A 20,210-nucleotide genomic window follows, 5' to 3' on the forward strand; every position below is an offset into this window, starting at 1 on the left:
TTGCGGAGGTGAGATTTAATGAGTTTATTATGGATTTATTCTAAGGGAAACTACCAATCCTATACGATCAAGGATAATCATAACGGTCCAATTACAATTGGGTCATCAAAGCAGGATACGATCACCATATATTCCATTCCCTTTGAACATGGTCCTATCAAGCTGAATAAACCTGAAGGACTTGATGGATATGAGGTGTTTAGAGAGGACATGAAGATTGGCGATCTAAAGCCATTCCAGAGCTTCACCTTTCATGAAGGAGAAGAAAAGGTCGATATTTTTTATACGGCTGGGGAATTGGAAGAAAGCCTCTATTATATAGGCAACTTGAAAGAAATCACTTTATCGGCCAAGGCGGGAGCGACTATCCGTAAAGAAGGACCCGTTTCCGGCATTGGGGTTTCCTTTGTGCTTCATAAAGGGCAGTGGCTACTCATGCCAAAGGAAAATAGCCGGATATTTCTGAATGGTGAAAGAGTAACGAAAGCTGTTCCCATTCAAAATGGTGATCTGATTTGCTGGCCGAATATGGTGCTGAGGTTGATTGAAGGCGACTTATTGATGATTCATAGTGCCGAGAGCTATGAAACATCTTTAGCTAAAATGAAGAAGCCAATCTCTGAAATGAAAAAAAACTATCCACAATTTCGCCGGACACCAAGGATGATCTACGAATTGCCGGATGAGAAAGTGACGATATCTTTTCCGAGCCAAGAATCGGAAGATAATAATAGAGGGTTATGGCTGATCCTTATGCCGCCTTTAATGATGCTAATCGTCATGGGGGTCATCACGGTCATTCAGCCTCGGGGCATTTTCATCATCATATCGATTGTTATGTTCACAACGACTTTAGTTACCTCGACGGTACAATACTTTAAAGACAAAAAGAAGCAAAAACTCAGAGAAGAAAAACGTCAACGTGTATATACAAGGTATTTAGAGCAGAAGAGGGAAGAACTGCAAGAGCTGTCTGAAAAACAAAAGAATGTGCTTTTCTATCATTACCCTTCCTTTGAAAGGATGAAGCTGCTGACTGACAGTATTAGCGACCGTATATGGGAGCGAACTTTGGAAAGTGAAGATGCTCTGCACTTTAAAATCGGAACGGCGACCATACCATCAAGTTATCAGGTGTCGGTAAATAGCAGTGATATGTCCAATCGGGATATAGATGATTTACTTGAGCAGTCGCAGGAACTTGTGGATGTATACAAAAACCTGGATGATCTTCCCTTATCGATCGATTTATCAAGCGGATCGATGGGCCTGGTCGGAAAGGAATCGATTGTTAAACGGGAGCTTCAGCAACTGATTGGGCAACTGGCCTTTTTTCATAGTTATCATGATGTTCGCTTTGTGGCCATTTTTCCGGAAAAGGATTACCAGGAATGGGAATGGATGAAATGGCTCCCTCATTTTCAATTGCCGCATGCCTATGCAAAAGGCTTTATATATAATGAGCAGTCACGTGACCAGCTGCTGACCTCGATTTATCAGCTATTGAGGGAAAGAGATTTGGATGAGAACAAAGGGAAAGTGAAATTCACTCCCCACTTTGTCTTTATTGTCACGGACCGTAATTTAATTGCGGAGCATGTCATATTGGAATATTTAGAAGGTAAAACAGACGATTTAGGCATCTCGACGATTTTTGCAGCGGATGCAAAAGAGAGTTTGACGGAAAATGTCCATACGCTAGTGAAGTATATTAATGATTTTGAGGGTGAGATTCTCATCCAGCAAACGAAGGCTGTTCATACTCCATTTACACTTGATGCACATTCAAAAGAAGGGAATGAGCGTTTTGCACGTACGCTGCGTTCACTTGATCATCAAAAAGGCATGAACAATTCCATACCAGAAACGGTATCATTTTTGGAATTATTGAAAGCTCGTGAAGTGGAAGATCTGCCTATCAGGCAAAACTGGCGGACCAATCAGTCTTCCAAATCCTTGGCTGTTCCCATTGGATTGAAAGGGAAAACAGATAGGGTTGAATTGAATTTGCATGAAAAGGCGCATGGCCCCCATGGTTTGGTTGCTGGAACGACAGGATCGGGGAAAAGTGAATTACTGCAAACCTACATCCTTTCATTAGCCGTTCATTATCATCCACATGAAGTTGCCTTTTTGCTCATTGATTATAAAGGCGGGGGAATGGCACAGCCATTCAGACAGATTCCGCATCTGCTGGGAGTCATTACGAATATTGAGGGCAGCAAGAACTTCAGTGCCAGGGCACTAGCCTCCATCAATAGCGAATTGAAGAAACGCCAGCGCATGTTTGATCGATACGAAGTCAATCATATCAACGATTACACGGATTTATACAAAGAAGGCAAAGCAGATGAACCGTTACCGCATTTATTTTTGATATCAGATGAGTTTGCGGAACTTAAAAACGAAGAACCCGATTTCATCCGCGAATTAGTGAGTACGGCGCGAATTGGACGGAGCTTGGGAGTTCATTTAATTCTTGCTACACAAAAGCCGGGCGGTGTTATTGATAACCAGATTTGGAGCAATGCCCGCTTTAAAATTTCCTTGAAAGTGCAAGATGCCAATGATAGTAAGGAAATTCTTAAAAATAGCGATGCGGCAAATATTACTGTCACCGGACGGGGATATTTGCAGGTAGGAAATAACGAGGTTTATGAATTGTTCCAGTCTGCGTGGAGCGGTGCACCATACTTAGAGGATACGGTCGGATCTGAGGATGAAGTGGCACTTGTCACAGACCTTGGTCTTGTTCAAATCTCAAATGTAACGGAACAAACCACTAATAAGAGGAAAGAAAAGATTAGTGAAATTGAAGCCGTGGCGGATCAAATTGTGGCGACACAGGAAGAAATGGAGATTAAGAAGTTGGCAAGCCCATGGCTGCCTCCTCTTTCAGATCGCTTATCGAGAAATGCTGAAAAAAGTTTGACGAGGAATCAAATCCACCTGGGAATGAAGGATGAGCCCGAATTGCAGAGCCAGACAAATTATGTCTATAACTGGATTGAAGATGGGAATGTTGGGGTTTTTGGTTCTTCCGGGTACGGCAAGTCAACCACCGTATTGACACTTCTCTTTAGTTTTGCAGATCAATTCAGTCCTGAAGAATTGCATTATTATATTTTTGATTTCGGGAATAGCGCTTTACTGCCAATGCGCCAGCTGCCTCATACTGGGGAATACTTTAGGTTTGATGAGCTAAGGAAAATCGAAAAATTCATGTTATTCATGAAGGCGGAAATGGAAAGGCGTAAGCAGCTTTTTTCAGAAAAGGAGCTTAGTAACATAAAGCTTTATAATGCATTAGTGGAAGATAAATTGCCGATTATTTATATCGTGGTCGACAATTTTGACTTAGTGAAGGATGAGATGCAGGACCAGGAAGCGCAATTCGTTCAGTTTGCACGTGATGGACAATCACTTGGAATATTCATGATTTTAACGGCAACAAGAATCAATGCGATTCGCCAGCCGTTAATGAATAGTCTTAAGACGAAGGTCGTCCATTACTTAATGGACAGTTCGGAACAATATTCGGTTTTGGGAAGAACCCCTTATGAAAATGAACCTGTTCCGGGAAGGGCGTTAGTGAAGAAGGACCAAACCTATCTCACGCAGGTTTATCTTCCAGCCGATGGAGCGGATGATATAGCCGTTTTGGAAGAAATGAAACAGGCCGTGGCAGATCATAAGGTTAAATATAAGGAAATGGCCAAACCGCCGGCGATTCGGATGTTACCGGCACGTCTTGATTCCAGCAGCTTCAAGAGTTACTGCTCACAAGCCATTAAGAAGGATTCCATTCCAATCGGACTTTCAGAGGAAAGCGTTACACCTGTTGCCTTGGAGTTGAATTCCAATCCATTCCTGCTTGTTGTAGGGCAGTCACGTAAAGGGAAAACGAATGTCCTTAAAGTGCTCTTGGAATCATTGCTTACACAGACAATTGGGGAAATTGGTTTGTTTGACGGAGTTGATCGCGGCCTATCTTCTTATGCCTTAGAGGAGAAGGTGCGCTATGTGGAAACAAAAGATCAGATAACCGAATGGCTCGATCATATCACTGGAATATTTGAAGAACGTGAACGAAGTTATCTAGCGGCATTGGAAATGAAACCGATGAAGCAACTGGAATTCCCAAGAATCATGTTTATCATAGATAGCATTTCAAGGATCCAACAAACGATCGACGGCAGGATTCAGGATAGGATCAGCGGTTTGATGAAACAATACAGCCATCTCGGGTTTAGTCTGATTGTCGCTGGAAATGCCAACGACTTCACCAAGGGATATGATTCGTTGACAACCGAACTGAAACAAGTCAGACAGGCTGTTTTGCTTCTTAAAAAATCGGACCAAAGCTTGTATACCCTCTCTTATTCAAGAAAAGAAGAAGAAATACAGCCGGGTTACGGATACTTTGTGCTGAATGGCCAGGAGAGTAAAATCCAAATTCCACTAAGTGAAGAAAGAAGGAGAGTGCAAGAGAGTGTCTGAAAAAATAAAACCGATGCTGTTAATCGGTAAAATACTGGTGATTTTAGCGCTACCAATCTTGTTTTTTTCTTATATTGGCCAAAATCCAATGAAAAAGACAGAAACGGCTTCGCGTGAAATCGCCATTGTAAATGAAGATAATGGCACTGAATTTAACAATAATCCCATTTATATGGGCTCAGAGCTTGTTACTACACTGGACAAGGATTCTGAATATGAGTGGTTTGTGGTAAATAGGAGTACGGCGGAAAGTGGACTTGCAAATGAAAAGTATGATGCAGTCATATATTTCCCATCCGATTTTTCAAAGAATATTTATACATTCGATGATGAACAGCCTATCAAGGCAGGGATAAAATACAAGGTACAACCTAGCTTGAATGCAGAGAACATGGAAAAGGTACAAAAGGAATTAGAGAAGACAAAGAGCAAAATGAATAAGCATATTTCAACACAGTATTGGAGCTATGTTTCCCAATCAGTTGAGGATATCCGTAAGAAGTTCGATAATGTCCTTGCTAAAGAAATCGCTTTTCAAAACACGATGTATAAGTTTTATACTCCAAGCTCGGAAAGCCTTGCCGGCGAAATCAAGCAGCATAAGGACATGCTTGAAGGAGTCTTTGCCGAGACGAAGGATGCTGGCAAAACAAGTAATGAAACAATGGATGAAATAGGGAACACGAAGACTCAAATGGCTTCCTTTGTGAAGGATGTTGTTTCTTTTGAGGAATATCAAAAAGCTCAAAGTATCCTTTTTGAGAAGGCCTCTGCCCAAAATCAGCAGCTTGTCAATGAGAGTGTACAATCATATGACAAGGTGCTGAATGAGGGGAACCAAACAATACCTGAGATTCAGCAAGGGATGAATACGAAATACAGTCTTAATGATCAAGGCATTAGTGAGAATGTTGGAATCATGCAGCAGAAACTCGATTCAAGCAGTAATGAATTGGAACAATTTTCAACAAGCATGAAGGATAAACAAGTAGAACAAATTACAAAAATCACTCAAGATCAACAAAGCTCGATTGAACAATTGAAACAATCGGAAGAGGCGGGTCTTGATAACCTTCAGTCTACCTTGCTTGCGCAAAGAGGGAATCTTGCAAGCAGCTCTGGTGATGGGGAGGTTATTGGTGAAGGAACGACGCCTATAGAAGATATTGAAACGGAAACGGGGAAAGGTGAATCGGTTGCCGCACCTGAAAAGAAGGATCCGATTGATGAACTGTCACTGCAGGTACTGCTGGATCAAATCACTGGGATTAACACGGCACTTGAAAGTTTGGTGCCGGCAGAAGGAAGTGAAGGAGCTGCTGAACAAATCAACATCCTTACAGCGGAACTCCAAGCGGAAATCAATAATCTCAGCGGAACGGTAAACGGCAGAACGGGAAATTATAATCAAGTGATCACGGAGTTTAATACACTGGTAGATTCATATAATGAACTGCTGGCGCAGTTTACGCAATTACAAGCTGATTATAATGAACTCGGCACGAATTACAAGGATTTAGGTGATCAATGGAAAAAGTCACAGGAAGATATTCAAAAATTGCAGGACATCCAAAGCATGACAATCGACGAGGCCATCGCAGAAATCAAGACTCTCGAACAATCACTTCTTGAAAAGGTGGGGGGAGAAAGGCGAGCGGTGCTGGTGAAGGCCTTTGAAAATCCTATCACGAATCGGGATTCAACTACCCTCCTTGCCTATTACGGTTCACTCTCATCTTATGGTGAATTGGCTGAAAGAGTCACGGAAGCAAATGTAGATAAGGTATTTGCAGCCAATATAAAAGAATTGGAAAACTTGAAAAATGGGGTTTCCGGAAACGTAGATGAAGAAGCGAAACTCGTTAAAGCCAGTTTAGCAGGAGTCAATGAGAACTTCGGGATGTTCTCAGATTCCATTATGGGTTATATGAAAGAATATGATGCTAACGTTGAAACGGGGCAGAAAGCTACTTTAGCTGAATTAGCGGCAATTAGCGGCAAGGCTCAAGAAGTGTCTGCCAATTTGTCAGATCATATCGAAGTTCCTGAAATGGAGGCCGAACCGCCAGTTAACCTTGATGGAGAAATGTTTGTATCACTTCAAGACAATACGGCAACAACTGTCGGCTTCATTTCCGAGCTTGTCAATTCTGTAGCGGAACGGCAGGACACTGTCACGAAGGATACAGCAGACCTGCAAGCGAAAGTTGGGTCGGTACAGGAAAGGGCCGATCAGCTTAATGATAATTGGTCCCAAAATGTAGACTCGACCGTAAAAATAAAGACGGACGTCTATAGTGTCTTGAATAACACTCTAGTCGATGATCAGGAGAACGGGTATGTGTACGAATATTTAGCAAATCCCGTACAAATCAGCGGAGAAGTCCTGCATCAGGAAAAGGTTAATATCCCGCCGATCGTCATGTTGGTCATCATACTCATTTCTGGGTTATTGATCGGTTTCTTCCTGCATCATTATGAAACCATTCCAATGATGGTCCATGCGGCCTTGTTTGCCTTATTGAATCTGATCGTAGGTTTAATCATCAGCATGTATGGTTTGAAGATCTATCCACTGGGAGATATGCAGGAGATTAAATGGACCGTTTTCACCGTCCTGCTTTTATTCTTCTGTTCAGCGTTTACCCGGCTTGCCTTCTCGATTGGGCCGTTTGTCGGTGCTATCCTTGTGATTGGTCTGATCAGTTTCTTTACCATTCCATTATTGGATTTAATCATGCCTAATTTCAATGTAGACCACCCGGTTGCAGATGTATATATGTCCATTCAATTCGGAAATCAGTCGGCATTCATTCCGGCTAGTATCATCTTGATTGTGCTGACGCTTATTGCAACGATCATTCCATATATAGTGAAGCGTCTTACAGAAAGAAGAGCAATGGCCCATGAAGTGGAATAAATACGTAATGCCTGTCTTGCTCATCCTGTTTTTTAGCCATGCACCTCATGGCGGGGCGGAAGATGAACCCATGGTGGAGCCAAATGAATATCAAGAAAAGGATATTGATATTCAAACGGAGTATTTCCATGAAGAAGGATTGTTGGAACAGAAGCGGAAACTGCCTGAAGAACAAAAGGACCTCACTTTTGAAAGAGGGAAATATGATGTCATTGACTCGGTGGAGGACTCATTGTTTCTGTCTCCGGTAACGGGGAATCAAAATAATACCATCGCTTCAAAAGCAGATCAGCTTGGATTATTCTCGGAGGTCGGCGTTCGAACGAGAAGCGAAGAAGAAACAGAGCCTTCCCTTAATTTTGACCTGACGATATTGCTTGGCATCGTTTTGGCACTTTTGGTCGTTTGTTTGTTTTTTATCCTTATCCCGAAAATGGGGAAATTGAATGGAGAGGTTAAACGAAAATGAAAAAAGCCCGATTCCTGGCATAAGTCAGGAATCGGGCTTTTTTGCTACATATCCATAACGGTTTTAATAAGCCCTAAAAGAAGGGCGACTGCGAAGATCAAAATAAAGAATTTTTTATACATGATCAGTACCTCTTATATCTTATGAGTGGATTGCATTCATTTTAGCATAAACAGAAAAAGAATATACAGATCAGAGGGGCGTGACTTCATTGCCCTAAAGACCGGAGAGGGAAATTATGAAAAGGTGGATAATCTATTGGAGTTTGCCTGCCGTTTTTTTATGGCTTGTACAATTTGGACTTTGATCTCCGCTCCAGGCACTCGCTTTCCGCGGGCAGTCCGGGTGCCTCCTCGGCTTGCTCCTGCGGGTCCCGCAGGAGTCTCGTACCTTCCTCTTGTTATAACATATAGATATGGAGCATCCTATCGGTTATTTGAACAAGTCAGGATAAACAGTCTTTTGCGAGTTCAACAGCTTTCCCGATCCTTGGTCCAGGGCGTGACATGACATTTTCATTAAACAAATGGACGTCATCGTTGGTTCATATTCACTTAGCAACAGTTTAACATACCTTTTTAAAACAAATTCGTTTATGGTTTACCGATTATCTAGTAAACTTGCAATGTAAGGTTTAATTGGAGCTTAATGTAAAATGCGTGATATAGAGAAGGTATGAAATAGTGATAATGTGAATCCCGGGAGGTAGAGAATGATTTATAAGCAGGTCAATCAAAAACTGGAAATGGTTCTGGGGAATATCGAAAAGGTGATTATCGGAAAACGGGATATAGCGGAACTAAGCATCGTGGCACTCCTTTCCGGCGGACATGTCTTATTGGAGGATGTTCCGGGCGTCGGAAAGACAGTCATGGTAAGGGCACTGGCAAAATCAATAGGTGCAAGCTTTAAGCGAATTCAGTTTACACCTGATTTACTTCCTTCTGATGTTACTGGTGTTTCGATCTTCAATCCTAAGGAACAAGAATTCATTTTTAGGCCAGGTCCGATAATGGGACATATTATTTTAGCCGATGAAATTAACCGGACCTCGCCGAAAACTCAGTCTGCATTGCTTGAAGCAATGGAAGAGGCAAGTGTGACGATTGATGGTGTCACAAGAGGATTGGAGAAGCCGTTCTTCGTAATGGCGACGCAAAATCCGATCGAGTACGAGGGAACATATACGCTTCCGGAGGCTCAATTGGATAGATTCCTATTAAAAATGAAAATGGGCTATCCCGGTGTGGAAGAAGAGATAGAGGTTCTTCATAGAGCTCAATACACAGCACCGCTTGAGGAGCTGGAATCCGTCATCACCTTGGATGAATTGATAGAATTACAGGCTGAGGTAAAAGCGGTGATAGTGGATGACACAATAAAACGATACATTGTTGAATTGGCGAATCAAACACGTTCGCATGAAGGGGTCTATTTAGGGGTGAGCCCGCGTGGATCGATAGCATTGATGAAGGCAGCCCAGGCTTACGCGCTGATCCAGGGCAGGGACTATGTCCTGCCGGACGATGTTCAATATTTAGTTCCATTCGTATTTTCCCACCGACTTATTTTGAAACCTGAAGCGAATTATGATGGCTTCGATGCTGGAATGGTGATTCATGAAATTGTCGCGACAACACAAGTGCCAGTGAAGCGGGCTGTGACCTAATGCGCAAATTCATCAACATTTTAAGAGGAAATATGAGTGTGATCGGACTTTTATTACTCATGACCGTTTCCTTTTGCTATGCCATGTTTCAAGGCGGTTTTGTCAGTTGGTTCATTTTTTATTCATTTTTGCCGTTTTCTGTGTACGCTTTGATCCTGCTGTTTTATCCGCTGCATGATTTTACCGTTGAGAGAAAGGTCAATAAAAGGGAATGCCAGGCTGGCGAATCTGTTGAGATAGCATTGACGTTTACCCGTAAAAATCGGCTGCCCCTATTATTCATGGTGGTAGAGGAGGAATTGCCTCAGAAGATGGAAGATAGGGGATTCCAAAGGAAAATAATTATCTTTCCGGGATTCAAGCGTACCTTCAGCATGTCATATACCTTGGAAAATTTGCAGCGCGGAGAGCATTGGTTTCAATCGATCCGCTTTTGGATTGGGGATTTCTTCGGGCTGGTCGAAAAGGAAGCGATATATAGTTCACCTTTGAAAATAACTGTTTTTCCTCGTTATCATGAGCTTGCCTACAGTGATCTTGATCGAGTGTTCAATCAGGGTGCAGTGGTTTCGGCAAAGAAAACAAAACGGGAATATTCAGTTGTCTCCGGGGTAAGGGAATATCAGCCAGGCGATCAGTTGTCATGGATTAACTGGAAGGCGACGGCTAGAACGAGTGAAATCATGACGAAGGAATTCGAAGTGCAGAAAAACCGGGATGTATTCATCATGCTTGATGAAAAGCCGTCGGATTTATACGAAGAAACCATTGAAATGGCCGCTTCCATTGCACACGCCCTGTTAAAGAAAGGCATGGAAATTGGGTATGTGAGCAGGGAATCGAGGTTAATCATACCGGCAGCAGCGGGCAATAACCAGAAACGAAAGATTTTTTACCGACTTGTTAAAGAAGAGCCGAGAGTGGCAAACGATTTGAACGAAAATGTCAGGAAGGGAATTCTTCCGGCAAATGCTGCTGTGATATTCATCGTTTCAGACTTAACCTTAGAAAAGGTGGACATATTGAGTGCTTTACGGCCTAATCAGGGATTAATGTTATGTGTGAAGAAACATGCGGATCTTACTGATGAGGAAAGGCTGTCAAGCTCTGCAGCTGTTTCGAGGGGGATAAAGGTTAGCTTTTTTGAACATGGCCAACTAAAGTTTGACAGATCAGAGGTGATGGCGAAATGAATGTCACCACCGAAAAGTTGGAAAGCTTCATGCACGTCCTCATGTATGTATTTGGTCTGTTGTTGATTACTGAATGGTTGAGGCCTGTCGATAAACTCACAGATACAGGTAATATCATCATTTTTATCGTATTTTTGCTCTATTCCCTGCTACTGCATTATTTCCGCATTCATTGGTCAATCCGGTTTATTCTCATTAGTGCTTATATATTGATTTCATTGCAGTTCCTCCATTCAAAAGGCGCTTTATTTCAATTTTCATGGCTAAAAGAAGGATTCCTAGCGGATTTTACGGCCAATCTTGGTTTTATATATGATGGTAATTGGGAGCTGATCACAAATCCATTTCGAACGTTTCTATTTTTTGTCCTTCTGTGGCTTGTAACATATTTGATCCATTACTGGGTGATGGTAAGGCAAAGCATTTTTTTCTTTTTTATGTTAACGGTGATTTTTATATCTGTACTTGACACATTCACTCCCTATGTGGGGGATAAGGCAATGATTAGAATCATCATCATCGGGTTCTTGATGCTAGGCCTGCTGTCCCTGCTGCGACTTACGATACAGGAGCGAATCAAGTTTTCGATGGTTTCCACCAATAAGTGGATACTGATGCTGACCGGCATGATATTTGTGAGTGTCCTTGTCGGTTTCGCTGCCCCAAAGCTCTCTCCGCAGTGGCCGGACCCGGTGCCTTATATTACCTCTTATTCTGATAAAGCGGGGAAAGAAGACGGTGGTTCGAAGCGTAAAAGTGTGGGATATGATGAAGATGATTCGGATCTTGGCGGATCTATAGAGCCGGATGGTTCCATCGTTTTTTATAATAATGCTACTGCAGGACATTACTGGAAAGTCGAGAACAAGGATATTTATACCGGTAAAGGGTGGGTTTCGATACTGGAAACGGACTTTCACACTTTTTCCAACGGGCAGGATATGGCATCTTTAGATATTTACGACGTTCCTGAAGTGGTGAGGACAGAAGAAATGACGGCAAAAGTGTACATGACGGAATCATATTCCCATATCCTTCATCCGCAGTCCGCGTATTTAAAAAAGATCGAGGGCAAAAACGGGATGGATTTCAAATATTATGAGGGTATGGACAAAGTTATTTCTGAAAAGGATAATGGCGAACGACTGTCCATGAAAGAGTATGAGTTAGTCTATGATATGCCGAGTTTTGATATAGCTGAGTTAAGGAAGGTAACGGAACCTGACGAATCAATGGATTTATTAATGGAAAAAAACACGCAGCTTCCAGAGGGAATGCCAAACCGGATATATGAATTGGCATCCGGGCTTACAAGGAATGAAGCGAATTGGTACGATAAAGCAAAAGCCATTGAGGATTATTTTGACGGGCATGAATTCATTTATTCTAAGGACGATATTCCGTATCCGGAGAGCAATCAAGATTATGTCGATCAATTTTTATTCGAGACACAGATAGGGTATTGCGATAATTTTTCAAGTGCAATGGTTGTTTTGCTAAGAGCCGCCAATATACCTGCAAGGTGGGTAAAGGGCTATACGGAAGGGGAAAAATCAATCCTTGATGGCGAATCCGTTTATAAGGTGACCAATAATAATGCACATTCCTGGGTCGAGGTTTATTTTTCAGGGATAGGCTGGGTTCCCTTCGAGCCGACAAAGGGTTTCAATGGGGAAGTTGAATTTTACGATTCAGAATTGAAACAGGAAGCGATCAAGAAGCCTGAAGAAACTCCAAATAATGAAGAACAAACAAAGAAAGAGATCAGAGAGCGCCAGGCTACACCCGATAGGGAAACTCAATCATCCGTGAAAACGGGTATCGGGAACATGGATGGGTTCTTAAAATGGACTGCCATCTCACTGTCAGGTGCATTGATTTTCGCTTCTATTGGTTATTTCTTTAGAAGGAAGTGGATTCCTCATTTGCAGATTCTTCGTTATAGAAAGAAAAACGGTGCTCATTTCTCGACAGCCTATTTAATTTTATTGAAACAATTAAAAAGAGCTGGTATAGTTCGTCCGGAGGGGCAAACCTTAAGGGAGTACGCCGCCTATGTGGATGCAGTGTACGATACGGATGAGATGAGTGAATTGACGGCTGGATACGAGTTAATGATATATCGTGGAGACGTGGAAGATGGCGAATGGAAGCACTTTCAAAAGGGTTGGGAAAGCTTAATGAGAAAAACTAGCTCTTGACCAGGTTTTTATTATATTGATACAATAACAAAAACTAACTTAAACTAATATATCCTTCATATATCCTCGATAATATGGATCGAAAGTTTCTACCGAATCACCGTAAATGATTTGACTATGAAGGCGGATTTTAACAGGAAAGCTGAAAATCTGCCTTCGTCTATACTTTTTCTGTATTTTTGAGGGTGGATTTTTAGTTTTTCTTTTTTTATGATAATATTTTTTATAAGAAATTATCACTCATTTTATGAGTGAATTACATTGATAGAGGTGACGTTTGTGCCGGGGAAAACAGAATTGCAAAAAAACCAGGAAATGATCGTAGTACTTGATTTCGGAAGCCAATATAATCAATTGATCACTCGTCGTATCCGCGAATTTGGTGTGTACAGTGAGCTTCATCCTCATACAATTACTGTAGAAGAAATCGAGAAAATGAACCCAACGGGAATCATTTTCTCAGGTGGTCCGAATAGTGTTTATGATGCAAATGCATTTGGTTGTGATGAACGCATATTCGAAATGGGCCTTCCGATTTTCGGTATTTGTTATGGCATGCAGCTTATGACTAAACATTTTGGCGGTAAGGTGGAACCAGCGAAAAACCGTGAATACGGAAAAGCGACACTTGCCATCCAAAATGAGTCTAAGTTATTCAGTGACCTGCCGAAAGAACAGATCGTCTGGATGAGCCATGGTGATCTAGTGGTGGAAACGCCTGAAGGTTTCCAAATTGATGGGACGAACCCGTCTTGCCCAATTTCGGCTATGAGTGACGAGTCACGTAAATTATATGCCGTGCAATTCCATCCTGAAGTCCGTCATTCCGTATACGGTAATGACATTTTGAAAAATTTCGTATTCGGCGTTTGTGGCTGCAAAGGTGACTGGTCAATGGAGAACTTCATTGAAATTGAGATGGAGAAAATCCGCCAAACGGTCGGAGATAAAAAAGTGTTATGCGCATTGAGCGGCGGTGTGGATTCATCCGTTGTTGCTGTATTGATCCATAAAGCGATTGGTGATCAGCTGACATGTATTTTCGTTGATCATGGATTACTTCGTAAAGGGGAAGCCGAAGGTGTAATGGAAACATTCAGTGAAGGTTTCAATATGAACGTAATCAAGGTCGATGCAAAAGAACGTTTCCTATCGAAACTTGCTGGCGTTTCTGATCCGGAACAAAAACGGAAAATCATCGGTAACGAGTTCATCTACGTATTCGATGACGAAGCAACGAAGCTCGAAGGAATTGATTACCTTGCACAGGGTACACTTTACACAGACATTATTGAAAGTGGTACGGCCACTGCACAAACAATTAAATCGCATCACAACGTTGGCGGTCTGCCGGAAGATATGCAATTTAAATTGATTGAGCCTTTGAACACCCTGTTCAAGGATGAAGTGCGTGCACTTGGTAGTGAAATGGGCATTCCGGATGAAATCGTTTGGCGTCAACCATTCCCGGGTCCAGGTTTAGGTATTCGTGTATTAGGTGAAATTTCAGATGAAAAACTTGAAATCGTTCGTGAATCTGACCATATCTTACGTGAAGAAATTAAAAAGAATGGTTTGGAACGCGAAATTTGGCAGTACTTTACGGTGCTTCCTAACATTCGAAGCGTAGGGGTAATGGGCGACGCGCGTACGTATGATTATACAATCGGGATCCGTGCGGTTACATCCATTGACGGAATGACTTCCGATTGGGCAAGAATCCCTTGGGATGTACTAGAAATCATCTCAACGAGAATCGTTAATGAAGTAAACCATGTAAACCGCGTAGTTTATGACATTACGTCTAAGCCACCTGCAACGATCGAGTGGGAATAGAAGATTAAAATCATCCAATCAGTGAAGGAAATATCCTTCACTGATTTTTTTGGTTAAAATAGTATTTGAATATGTAGATTACTTACATTTCACGTATGTTGGCGAAGATATAGCCATAATAAGTAAGGAATATATAGCGAAAAGCGAACATTGCCTAAAATTACATAAAAAATATTCGTTTGATATATTGACGATTATTTTAGTGACTGATACACTATACCTATAATAATAAAAAAACATAATTGTCGTATAATATTGGGGATATGGCCCAAAAGTTTCTACCAAGCTGCCGTGAACGGCTTGACTACGATGTGGAAGGATTGGCGTGGATAAACCGCCACTTCTTTACACGACCGCAGTCAAGCCCCGTTCGTAAGCGAATGGGGCATTTTCTGTTGGCACGATTTTATGATAGGGGAGACTCATAATGAAAAATTATTTTCGGTTTAACGAGCTGGGAACTAATTATCGCCGTGAAATACTTGGTGGACTGACTACGTTCCTTTCAATGGCATATATCCTGGTTGTTAACCCTGTGATGCTGACTTTACAAAGCATCGAGGACTATCCGGATGAATTGAGAATGGACTACGGAGCGGTTTTTGCAGCGACCGCCTTGGCAGCCGCAATCGGCTCGATATTGATGGGACTCATAGCCAGGTATCCAATCTCGCTTGCACCAGGGATGGGATTGAATGCTTTCTTTGCTTTTACCGTTGTGCTCGGTTTTGGAATTCCTTGGCAGACGGCTTTATCGGGAGTACTGATTTCAGGTATTATCTTCGTTTTGCTTTCCCTATCGGGAATACGTGAGAAAATCATTAATGCAATTCCAGTCGAATTGAAATACGCAGTTGGTGCCGGTATCGGTTTATTCATTACTTTTGTAGGGTTTCAGAATGCTGGAATCATCACGAATGATGACAGCGTTCTTGTCGGGCTGGGCGACTTGACATCAGGAAACACTTTATTGGCTGTGTTTGGAATTGTCGTAACCGTCATTTTGATGACGAGAGGCGTCAAAAGCGGCGTGTTCATAGGGATGGTCATTACAGCCATTGCAGGAATGATTTTTGGACAAGTTCCGGTGCCGGAGAAAATAATCGGTGCCGTTCCTAGCATAGCTCCTACATTCGGGGTTGCGTTCGATGCCTTCGGAAATCCCGGTGATCTCTTCACTGGTCAAATGTTAATCGTGATACTGACTTTCTTGTTTGTAGCATTCTTTGATACAGCCGGTACGTTGGTGGCTGTCGCGCAACAAGCTGGTTTGATGAAGGATAATGTTCTTCCTAGAGTGGGAAAAGGATTACTTGCTGATTCATTATCCATCGTTTCAGGTGCAATTCTTGGTACATCCACTACGACATCTTATGTAGAGTCTACATCAGGTGTTGCCGCGGGTGCTCGAAGCGGTTTTGCGGCTGTGGTGACAGGATTGCTGTTTGTCCTATCCTTATTCTTCTTCCCGCTTCTATCAGTGGTAACATCTGCGGTGACTGCGCCGGCATTGGTTATAGTCGGAGTATTAATGGCATCATCACTTAAAAATATTGACTGGCAGAAGTTTGAAATTGCGGTTCCGGCCTTCTTTACGGTTATCATGATGCCTATGACATATTCGATTGCGACAGGTATAGCTTGCGGATTCATCTTCTATCCGATCACCATGTCGATGAAAGGGAGAGCTAAAGAGGTTCACCCAATCATGTGGGGTCTTGGAGTCGTTTTCCTACTATATTTCATTTTCTTGAAGTAATAATGCAATAAGTAAGGAGAGTCCTGATTTCGGGGCTCTTCTTTCATGTTGTAAGAGAAAGCTCATATCGTGTATAGTAAAAGGACTAAGTACTAAGCACTTTATCCTGTATGGGGCATAGGGATGACTTTGAGAAAAAAAGAGGGAGAAAAATGAATGGTTTTATCGTTGAAAAGGTTTTGAACAATAATGTGGTGATTGCCACGCATCCGTCGTATGGAGAAGTCGTTTCTATTGGAAAGGGCTTAGGCTTCAACCGAAAGAAAGGCGAAGAGTTAAGTCCGGAACTTGCGGAGAAAACGTTTGTCCTGAAAAATGTCAAGGAACAGGAAAGTTACAAAAAACTTTTGCCGCAGATCGATCAAAATCTTCAAGCTGCCATTATAGAATCCATTCATCTCATTAACGACCGAGTAACTGGAAAACTCAATGAACATATACATGTCGGTTTAACTGATCATTTATTGTTCGCCCTTCAGCGTGTTTCACAAGGAATGACTATCAAAAACCCATTCTTGAAAGAAACGATAACCCTTTATCCTTTTGAACATGATATTGCTGTTGATGTAGTAGAATTAATTCAAGATAAGACAGGCATAGGCCTGCCCCAAGGGGAAATCGGTTTTATTACGCTTCATATTCATAGCGCAATATCAAATAAAGACTTATCGGAAGTCAATCAGCATTCGCAGTTAATCTATCAGCTTATCCAAGTTGTCGAAGAACAGCTCAACGTACAAATTAATAAGGATAGCATTGATTATTCACGTTTGGTCCGTCATTTAAGATTCATGATAGATAGGGTGTTGGCTGGGGAAATAGTAGAGGAACCCGAAAAAATAGCAATGCTATTGAAAGAAGAATATCCTTTATGTTACAATATCTCTTGGAAGCTAATAAAGATTATGCAGCAGAAATTAGGCAGACCCGTTTGTGATGCGGAAGCTGTCTATCTAACGATGCATATCCAACGATTACAAAAGAAAATTAAATAAACATACATTAACTTACGTGTTACTGATTCGATCAGGCATAAGTGAGGAGAATGATTGTTATGAAAGAGGGTATTATATACCTGAATTTTCATTTCAATCCTATCTTTGCTTATGCCTTTTTTGTATTTGAATTCTGATGCGTGGGAAGATGAATACCATCGTTAAATGTAACCGTTTTATTAGCATGGAAAAACAGTAAAGAGGAGGAAAACCTATGTTTAAGAAGTTATTTGGTGTTTTGCAAAAAATCGGAAAAGCTTTAATGCTTCCTGTAGCCATTTTACCAGCGGCCGGAATTTTGCTTGCGTTTGGTAATGCGTTGCAAAACGAAACTTTGTTGGATATCGCCCCGTTTCTTGCGAGTGGCGGAGTGGAAATGGTCGCATCGGTAATGGAGAATGCCGGGAATATTATTTTTGGGAATCTTCCCTTGTTGTTTGCTGTGGGGGTCGCAATTGGGTTAGCTGGCGGAGATGGTGTTGCCGGACTGGCTGCGATTATCGGGTTCTTGATTATGAATGTAACAATGGGAACTGTTCTTGGCATTGACGCTGCCGACATTGCGAACAATGGTGCGGTGTATAGCAATGTTCTGGGAATCCCGACGTTGGGAACTGGTGTGTTCGGCGGTATTATTGTCGGTGTCATGGCTGCTGTTATGTATAATAAGTTTTATGAAATTGAACTGCCTTCTTATTTAGGATTCTTTGCAGGTAAACGTTTTGTACCAATTGCAACAGCCGCAAGCGCAGTTATTCTTGGATTGTTGATGATCTTGGTTTGGCCGACAATTCAATCGGGGTTAAATTCATTTTCCGAAAATATGTTGGGTGCTAACCTGACTCTGGGAGCTTTCGTGTTTGGGGTTGTAGAACGTGCGCTGATTCCTTTTGGGTTGCATCATATCTTCTATTCGCCATTCTGGTTCGAATTTGGCAGCTATATCCCTCAAGGCGGGGGAACGCCAGTCAGAGGAGACCAGGCTATCTTCATGGCACAAATTAAAGATGGCGTACAGAATTTAACGGCAGGTACCTTCATGACTGGTAAATATCCATTCATGATGTTCGGGTTACCAGCTGCGGCTTTGGCCATTTATCATGAAGCAAGACCGGAAAGAAAGAAAATAGTCGGGGGCTTGATGGCTTCTGCGGCACTTACATCTTTCCTGACTGGGATTACTGAGCCACTTGAATTTGCATTCTTATTTGTTGCACCGGTACTTTTCGGGATTCACTGTTTGTTTGCAGGTCTATCATTCATGACCATGCATTTATTGGACGTGAAAATCGGGATGACGTTCTCGGGTGGTTTGATCGATTACGTACTGTTTGGTTTAATTAATCCGCAAACCAATGCATGGATCGTTATTCCAGTTGGCTTGGTCTTTGCGGTTATCTATTACTTCGGATTCCGATTTGCGATAAGGACGTTTAACCTTAAAACTCCTGGCCGTGAAGTGGAAGAGGATGAGGAAGCGGAAGGATCTGCAAGTACTGCTGGAAGTCTTCCTGGGAATATCTTGGATGCTATGGGCGGAAAAGAAAATATTTCTCACTTGGATGCTTGCATTACCCGTCTTCGTGTATCGGTCAATGACATCGGTAATGTTGATAAAAATAGACTGAAGAAACTTGGTGCCGCTGGAGTTCTGGAAGTGGGCAATAACATCCAGGCAATCTTCGGACCTCGTTCAGAAACGATCAAGGGGCAAATGAAAGATATCATCGATGGAAAAAGGCCTCGTAAAGTAGAAGCATCTCCTGAAGTGGGTGTGGAAAAGCAAATCGAGGATGTCGTCCCGAAACCTTTACGGACGGATGAAGTTTCCGAGAGCTTTGTTTCTCCTATTAAAGGGGAATTAAAACCGATCACGGAAGTGCCTGATGCAGTTTTTGCTGAAAAAATGATGGGTGATGGATTTGCCATTGTACCTGAGGAAGGGTTGGTTGTTTCTCCTGTAGACGGTACGATCGTTAACCTATTCCCGACTAAACATGCAATAGGTATCGTTTCCGAAGCTGGTCGTGAAATCTTGATACATGTCGGGATCGATACAGTTAAGTTAGAAGGCAAAGGTTTCGAAGCACTAGTCTCTCAAGGAGATAAAGTGACAAGCGGACAGCCATTGCTTAAAGTTGATATAGAGTATGTCAAAAACAATGCCAGCTCTATCATTACGCCAATCGTCTTTACTAACCTTTCCGAAGGTGAAAGTGTGAAGATCGAAAAGGCCGGAAATGTAGATAGAGAAGAAGCGGACGTAATTACCATTAATAAATGATCATTAATAACAGGAGGGTGGCTATAATCAGCTGCCCTCCTGTTTTTGATGATTCAATGGCGGGGTCCGGCTTCTATAGAAAGAAAGTGGTGTATATATAGAAGAAGTAGGCTCATGAAAAAATGAAGTGAATTTTAAAAGATTGCATTGACTTATCTAAATGCAAGTGCTAATATATTAAATACACCGCTTGAGACAAAAAAGACAAATAAGTAAATGATAACTTGTTGTTGACTTTATGTTTGAAAGGTGTTAGACTAATTAAGTCGCTAAAAAAGCGATGAAAAGTATTGCTCTTTGAAAACTGAACAAAACAAAGCGCCAACGTTAAATTTTAAGTGAGCACACACTATCAAAAAAGCAAATGAGCAAGTCAAACATTTC

General features: G+C 41.9%; 10 protein-coding genes and 2 riboswitches. All 10 genes read left to right on the forward strand.

The genetic code is table 11. The features are described from left to right. Positions 1–18 precede the first annotated feature (18 nt). Positions 19–4,500, forward strand: a complete 4,482-nt coding sequence (gene essC / locus ACIQZD_RS23015; protein ID WP_402906714.1) for a type VII secretion protein EssC — start codon at positions 19–21, stop codon at positions 4,498–4,500. After that, a complete protein-coding gene (gene esaA, locus ACIQZD_RS23020; RefSeq protein WP_402906716.1) occupies positions 4,493–7,420 on the forward strand; it encodes a type VII secretion protein EsaA in 2,928 nt (975 codons plus the stop codon). The genes essC and esaA overlap by 8 nt, the downstream gene beginning before the upstream one ends. After that, complete coding sequence (gene essA / locus ACIQZD_RS23025) at positions 7,407–7,889, forward strand: type VII secretion protein EssA (protein WP_402906718.1); 483 nt, start codon at positions 7,407–7,409, stop codon at positions 7,887–7,889. Before esaA ends, essA begins: the two co-directional genes overlap by 14 nt. A 712-nt stretch (positions 7,890–8,601) precedes the next feature. After that, on the forward strand, positions 8,602–9,558 hold the full coding sequence (locus ACIQZD_RS23030; RefSeq protein ID WP_402906720.1) for an AAA family ATPase: 957 nt from the start codon (positions 8,602–8,604) through the stop codon (positions 9,556–9,558). Positions 9,559–9,590: 32 nt separating this feature from the next. Then, entirely contained in the window at positions 9,591–10,751 is a 1,161-nt protein-coding gene (locus ACIQZD_RS23035; protein WP_402906722.1) for a DUF58 domain-containing protein, read from the forward strand. Further along, the gene (locus ACIQZD_RS23040; RefSeq protein ID WP_402906724.1) at positions 10,748–12,952 is read left to right on the forward strand and encodes a DUF4129 domain-containing transglutaminase family protein; all 2,205 of its coding nucleotides are present in this window, start codon (positions 10,748–10,750) and stop codon (positions 12,950–12,952) included. The genes ACIQZD_RS23035 and ACIQZD_RS23040 overlap by 4 nt, the downstream gene beginning before the upstream one ends. A gap of 36 nt (positions 12,953–12,988) precedes the next feature. After that, positions 12,989–13,090: riboswitch (purine riboswitch) on the forward strand. A gap of 177 nt (positions 13,091–13,267) precedes the next feature. Next, positions 13,268–14,788 carry a glutamine-hydrolyzing GMP synthase gene (guaA, locus tag ACIQZD_RS23045; RefSeq protein ID WP_402906739.1) on the forward strand — a complete coding sequence of 507 codons (1,521 nt, stop codon included), beginning with the start codon at positions 13,268–13,270 and terminating at the stop codon, positions 14,786–14,788. Positions 14,789–15,013: 225 nt separating this feature from the next. Further along, positions 15,014–15,115, forward strand: a riboswitch (purine riboswitch). Between the two features lie 100 nt (positions 15,116–15,215). After that, complete coding sequence (locus ACIQZD_RS23050) at positions 15,216–16,547, forward strand: NCS2 family permease (RefSeq protein WP_063235528.1); 1,332 nt, start codon at positions 15,216–15,218, stop codon at positions 16,545–16,547. A 152-nt stretch (positions 16,548–16,699) separates the two neighbouring features. Further along, positions 16,700–17,542 carry a glucose PTS transporter transcription antiterminator GlcT gene (gene glcT / locus ACIQZD_RS23055; protein WP_402906727.1) on the forward strand — a complete coding sequence of 281 codons (843 nt, stop codon included), beginning with the start codon at positions 16,700–16,702 and terminating at the stop codon, positions 17,540–17,542. Between the two features lie 214 nt (positions 17,543–17,756). Next, complete coding sequence (gene ptsG, locus ACIQZD_RS23060; RefSeq protein WP_402906729.1) at positions 17,757–19,826, forward strand: glucose-specific PTS transporter subunit IIBC; 2,070 nt, start codon at positions 17,757–17,759, stop codon at positions 19,824–19,826. Positions 19,827–20,210 lie beyond the last annotated feature (384 nt).

Origin of the sequence: Peribacillus sp. NPDC096447 (genome assembly GCF_044762725.1) — a bacterium.
Lineage (GTDB): Bacteria > Bacillota > Bacilli > Bacillales > DSM-1321 > Peribacillus.

Coding starts and splice junctions, on each gene's coding strand:
- ACIQZD_RS23035 (WP_402906722.1), top strand. CDS start 9,591: ATGAGTGTGATCGGACTTTTATTACTCATGACCGTTTCCTTTTGCTAT.
- guaA (WP_402906739.1), top strand. CDS start 13,268: ATGATCGTAGTACTTGATTTCGGAAGCCAATATAATCAATTGATCACT.
- ACIQZD_RS23040 (WP_402906724.1), top strand. CDS start 10,748: ATGAATGTCACCACCGAAAAGTTGGAAAGCTTCATGCACGTCCTCATG.
- essA (WP_402906718.1), top strand. CDS start 7,407: ATGAAGTGGAATAAATACGTAATGCCTGTCTTGCTCATCCTGTTTTTT.
- ptsG (WP_402906729.1), top strand. CDS start 17,757: ATGTTTAAGAAGTTATTTGGTGTTTTGCAAAAAATCGGAAAAGCTTTA.
- ACIQZD_RS23030 (WP_402906720.1), top strand. CDS start 8,602: ATGATTTATAAGCAGGTCAATCAAAAACTGGAAATGGTTCTGGGGAAT.
- essC (WP_402906714.1), top strand. CDS start 19: ATGAGTTTATTATGGATTTATTCTAAGGGAAACTACCAATCCTATACG.
- glcT (WP_402906727.1), top strand. CDS start 16,700: ATGAATGGTTTTATCGTTGAAAAGGTTTTGAACAATAATGTGGTGATT.
- ACIQZD_RS23050 (WP_063235528.1), top strand. CDS start 15,216: ATGAAAAATTATTTTCGGTTTAACGAGCTGGGAACTAATTATCGCCGT.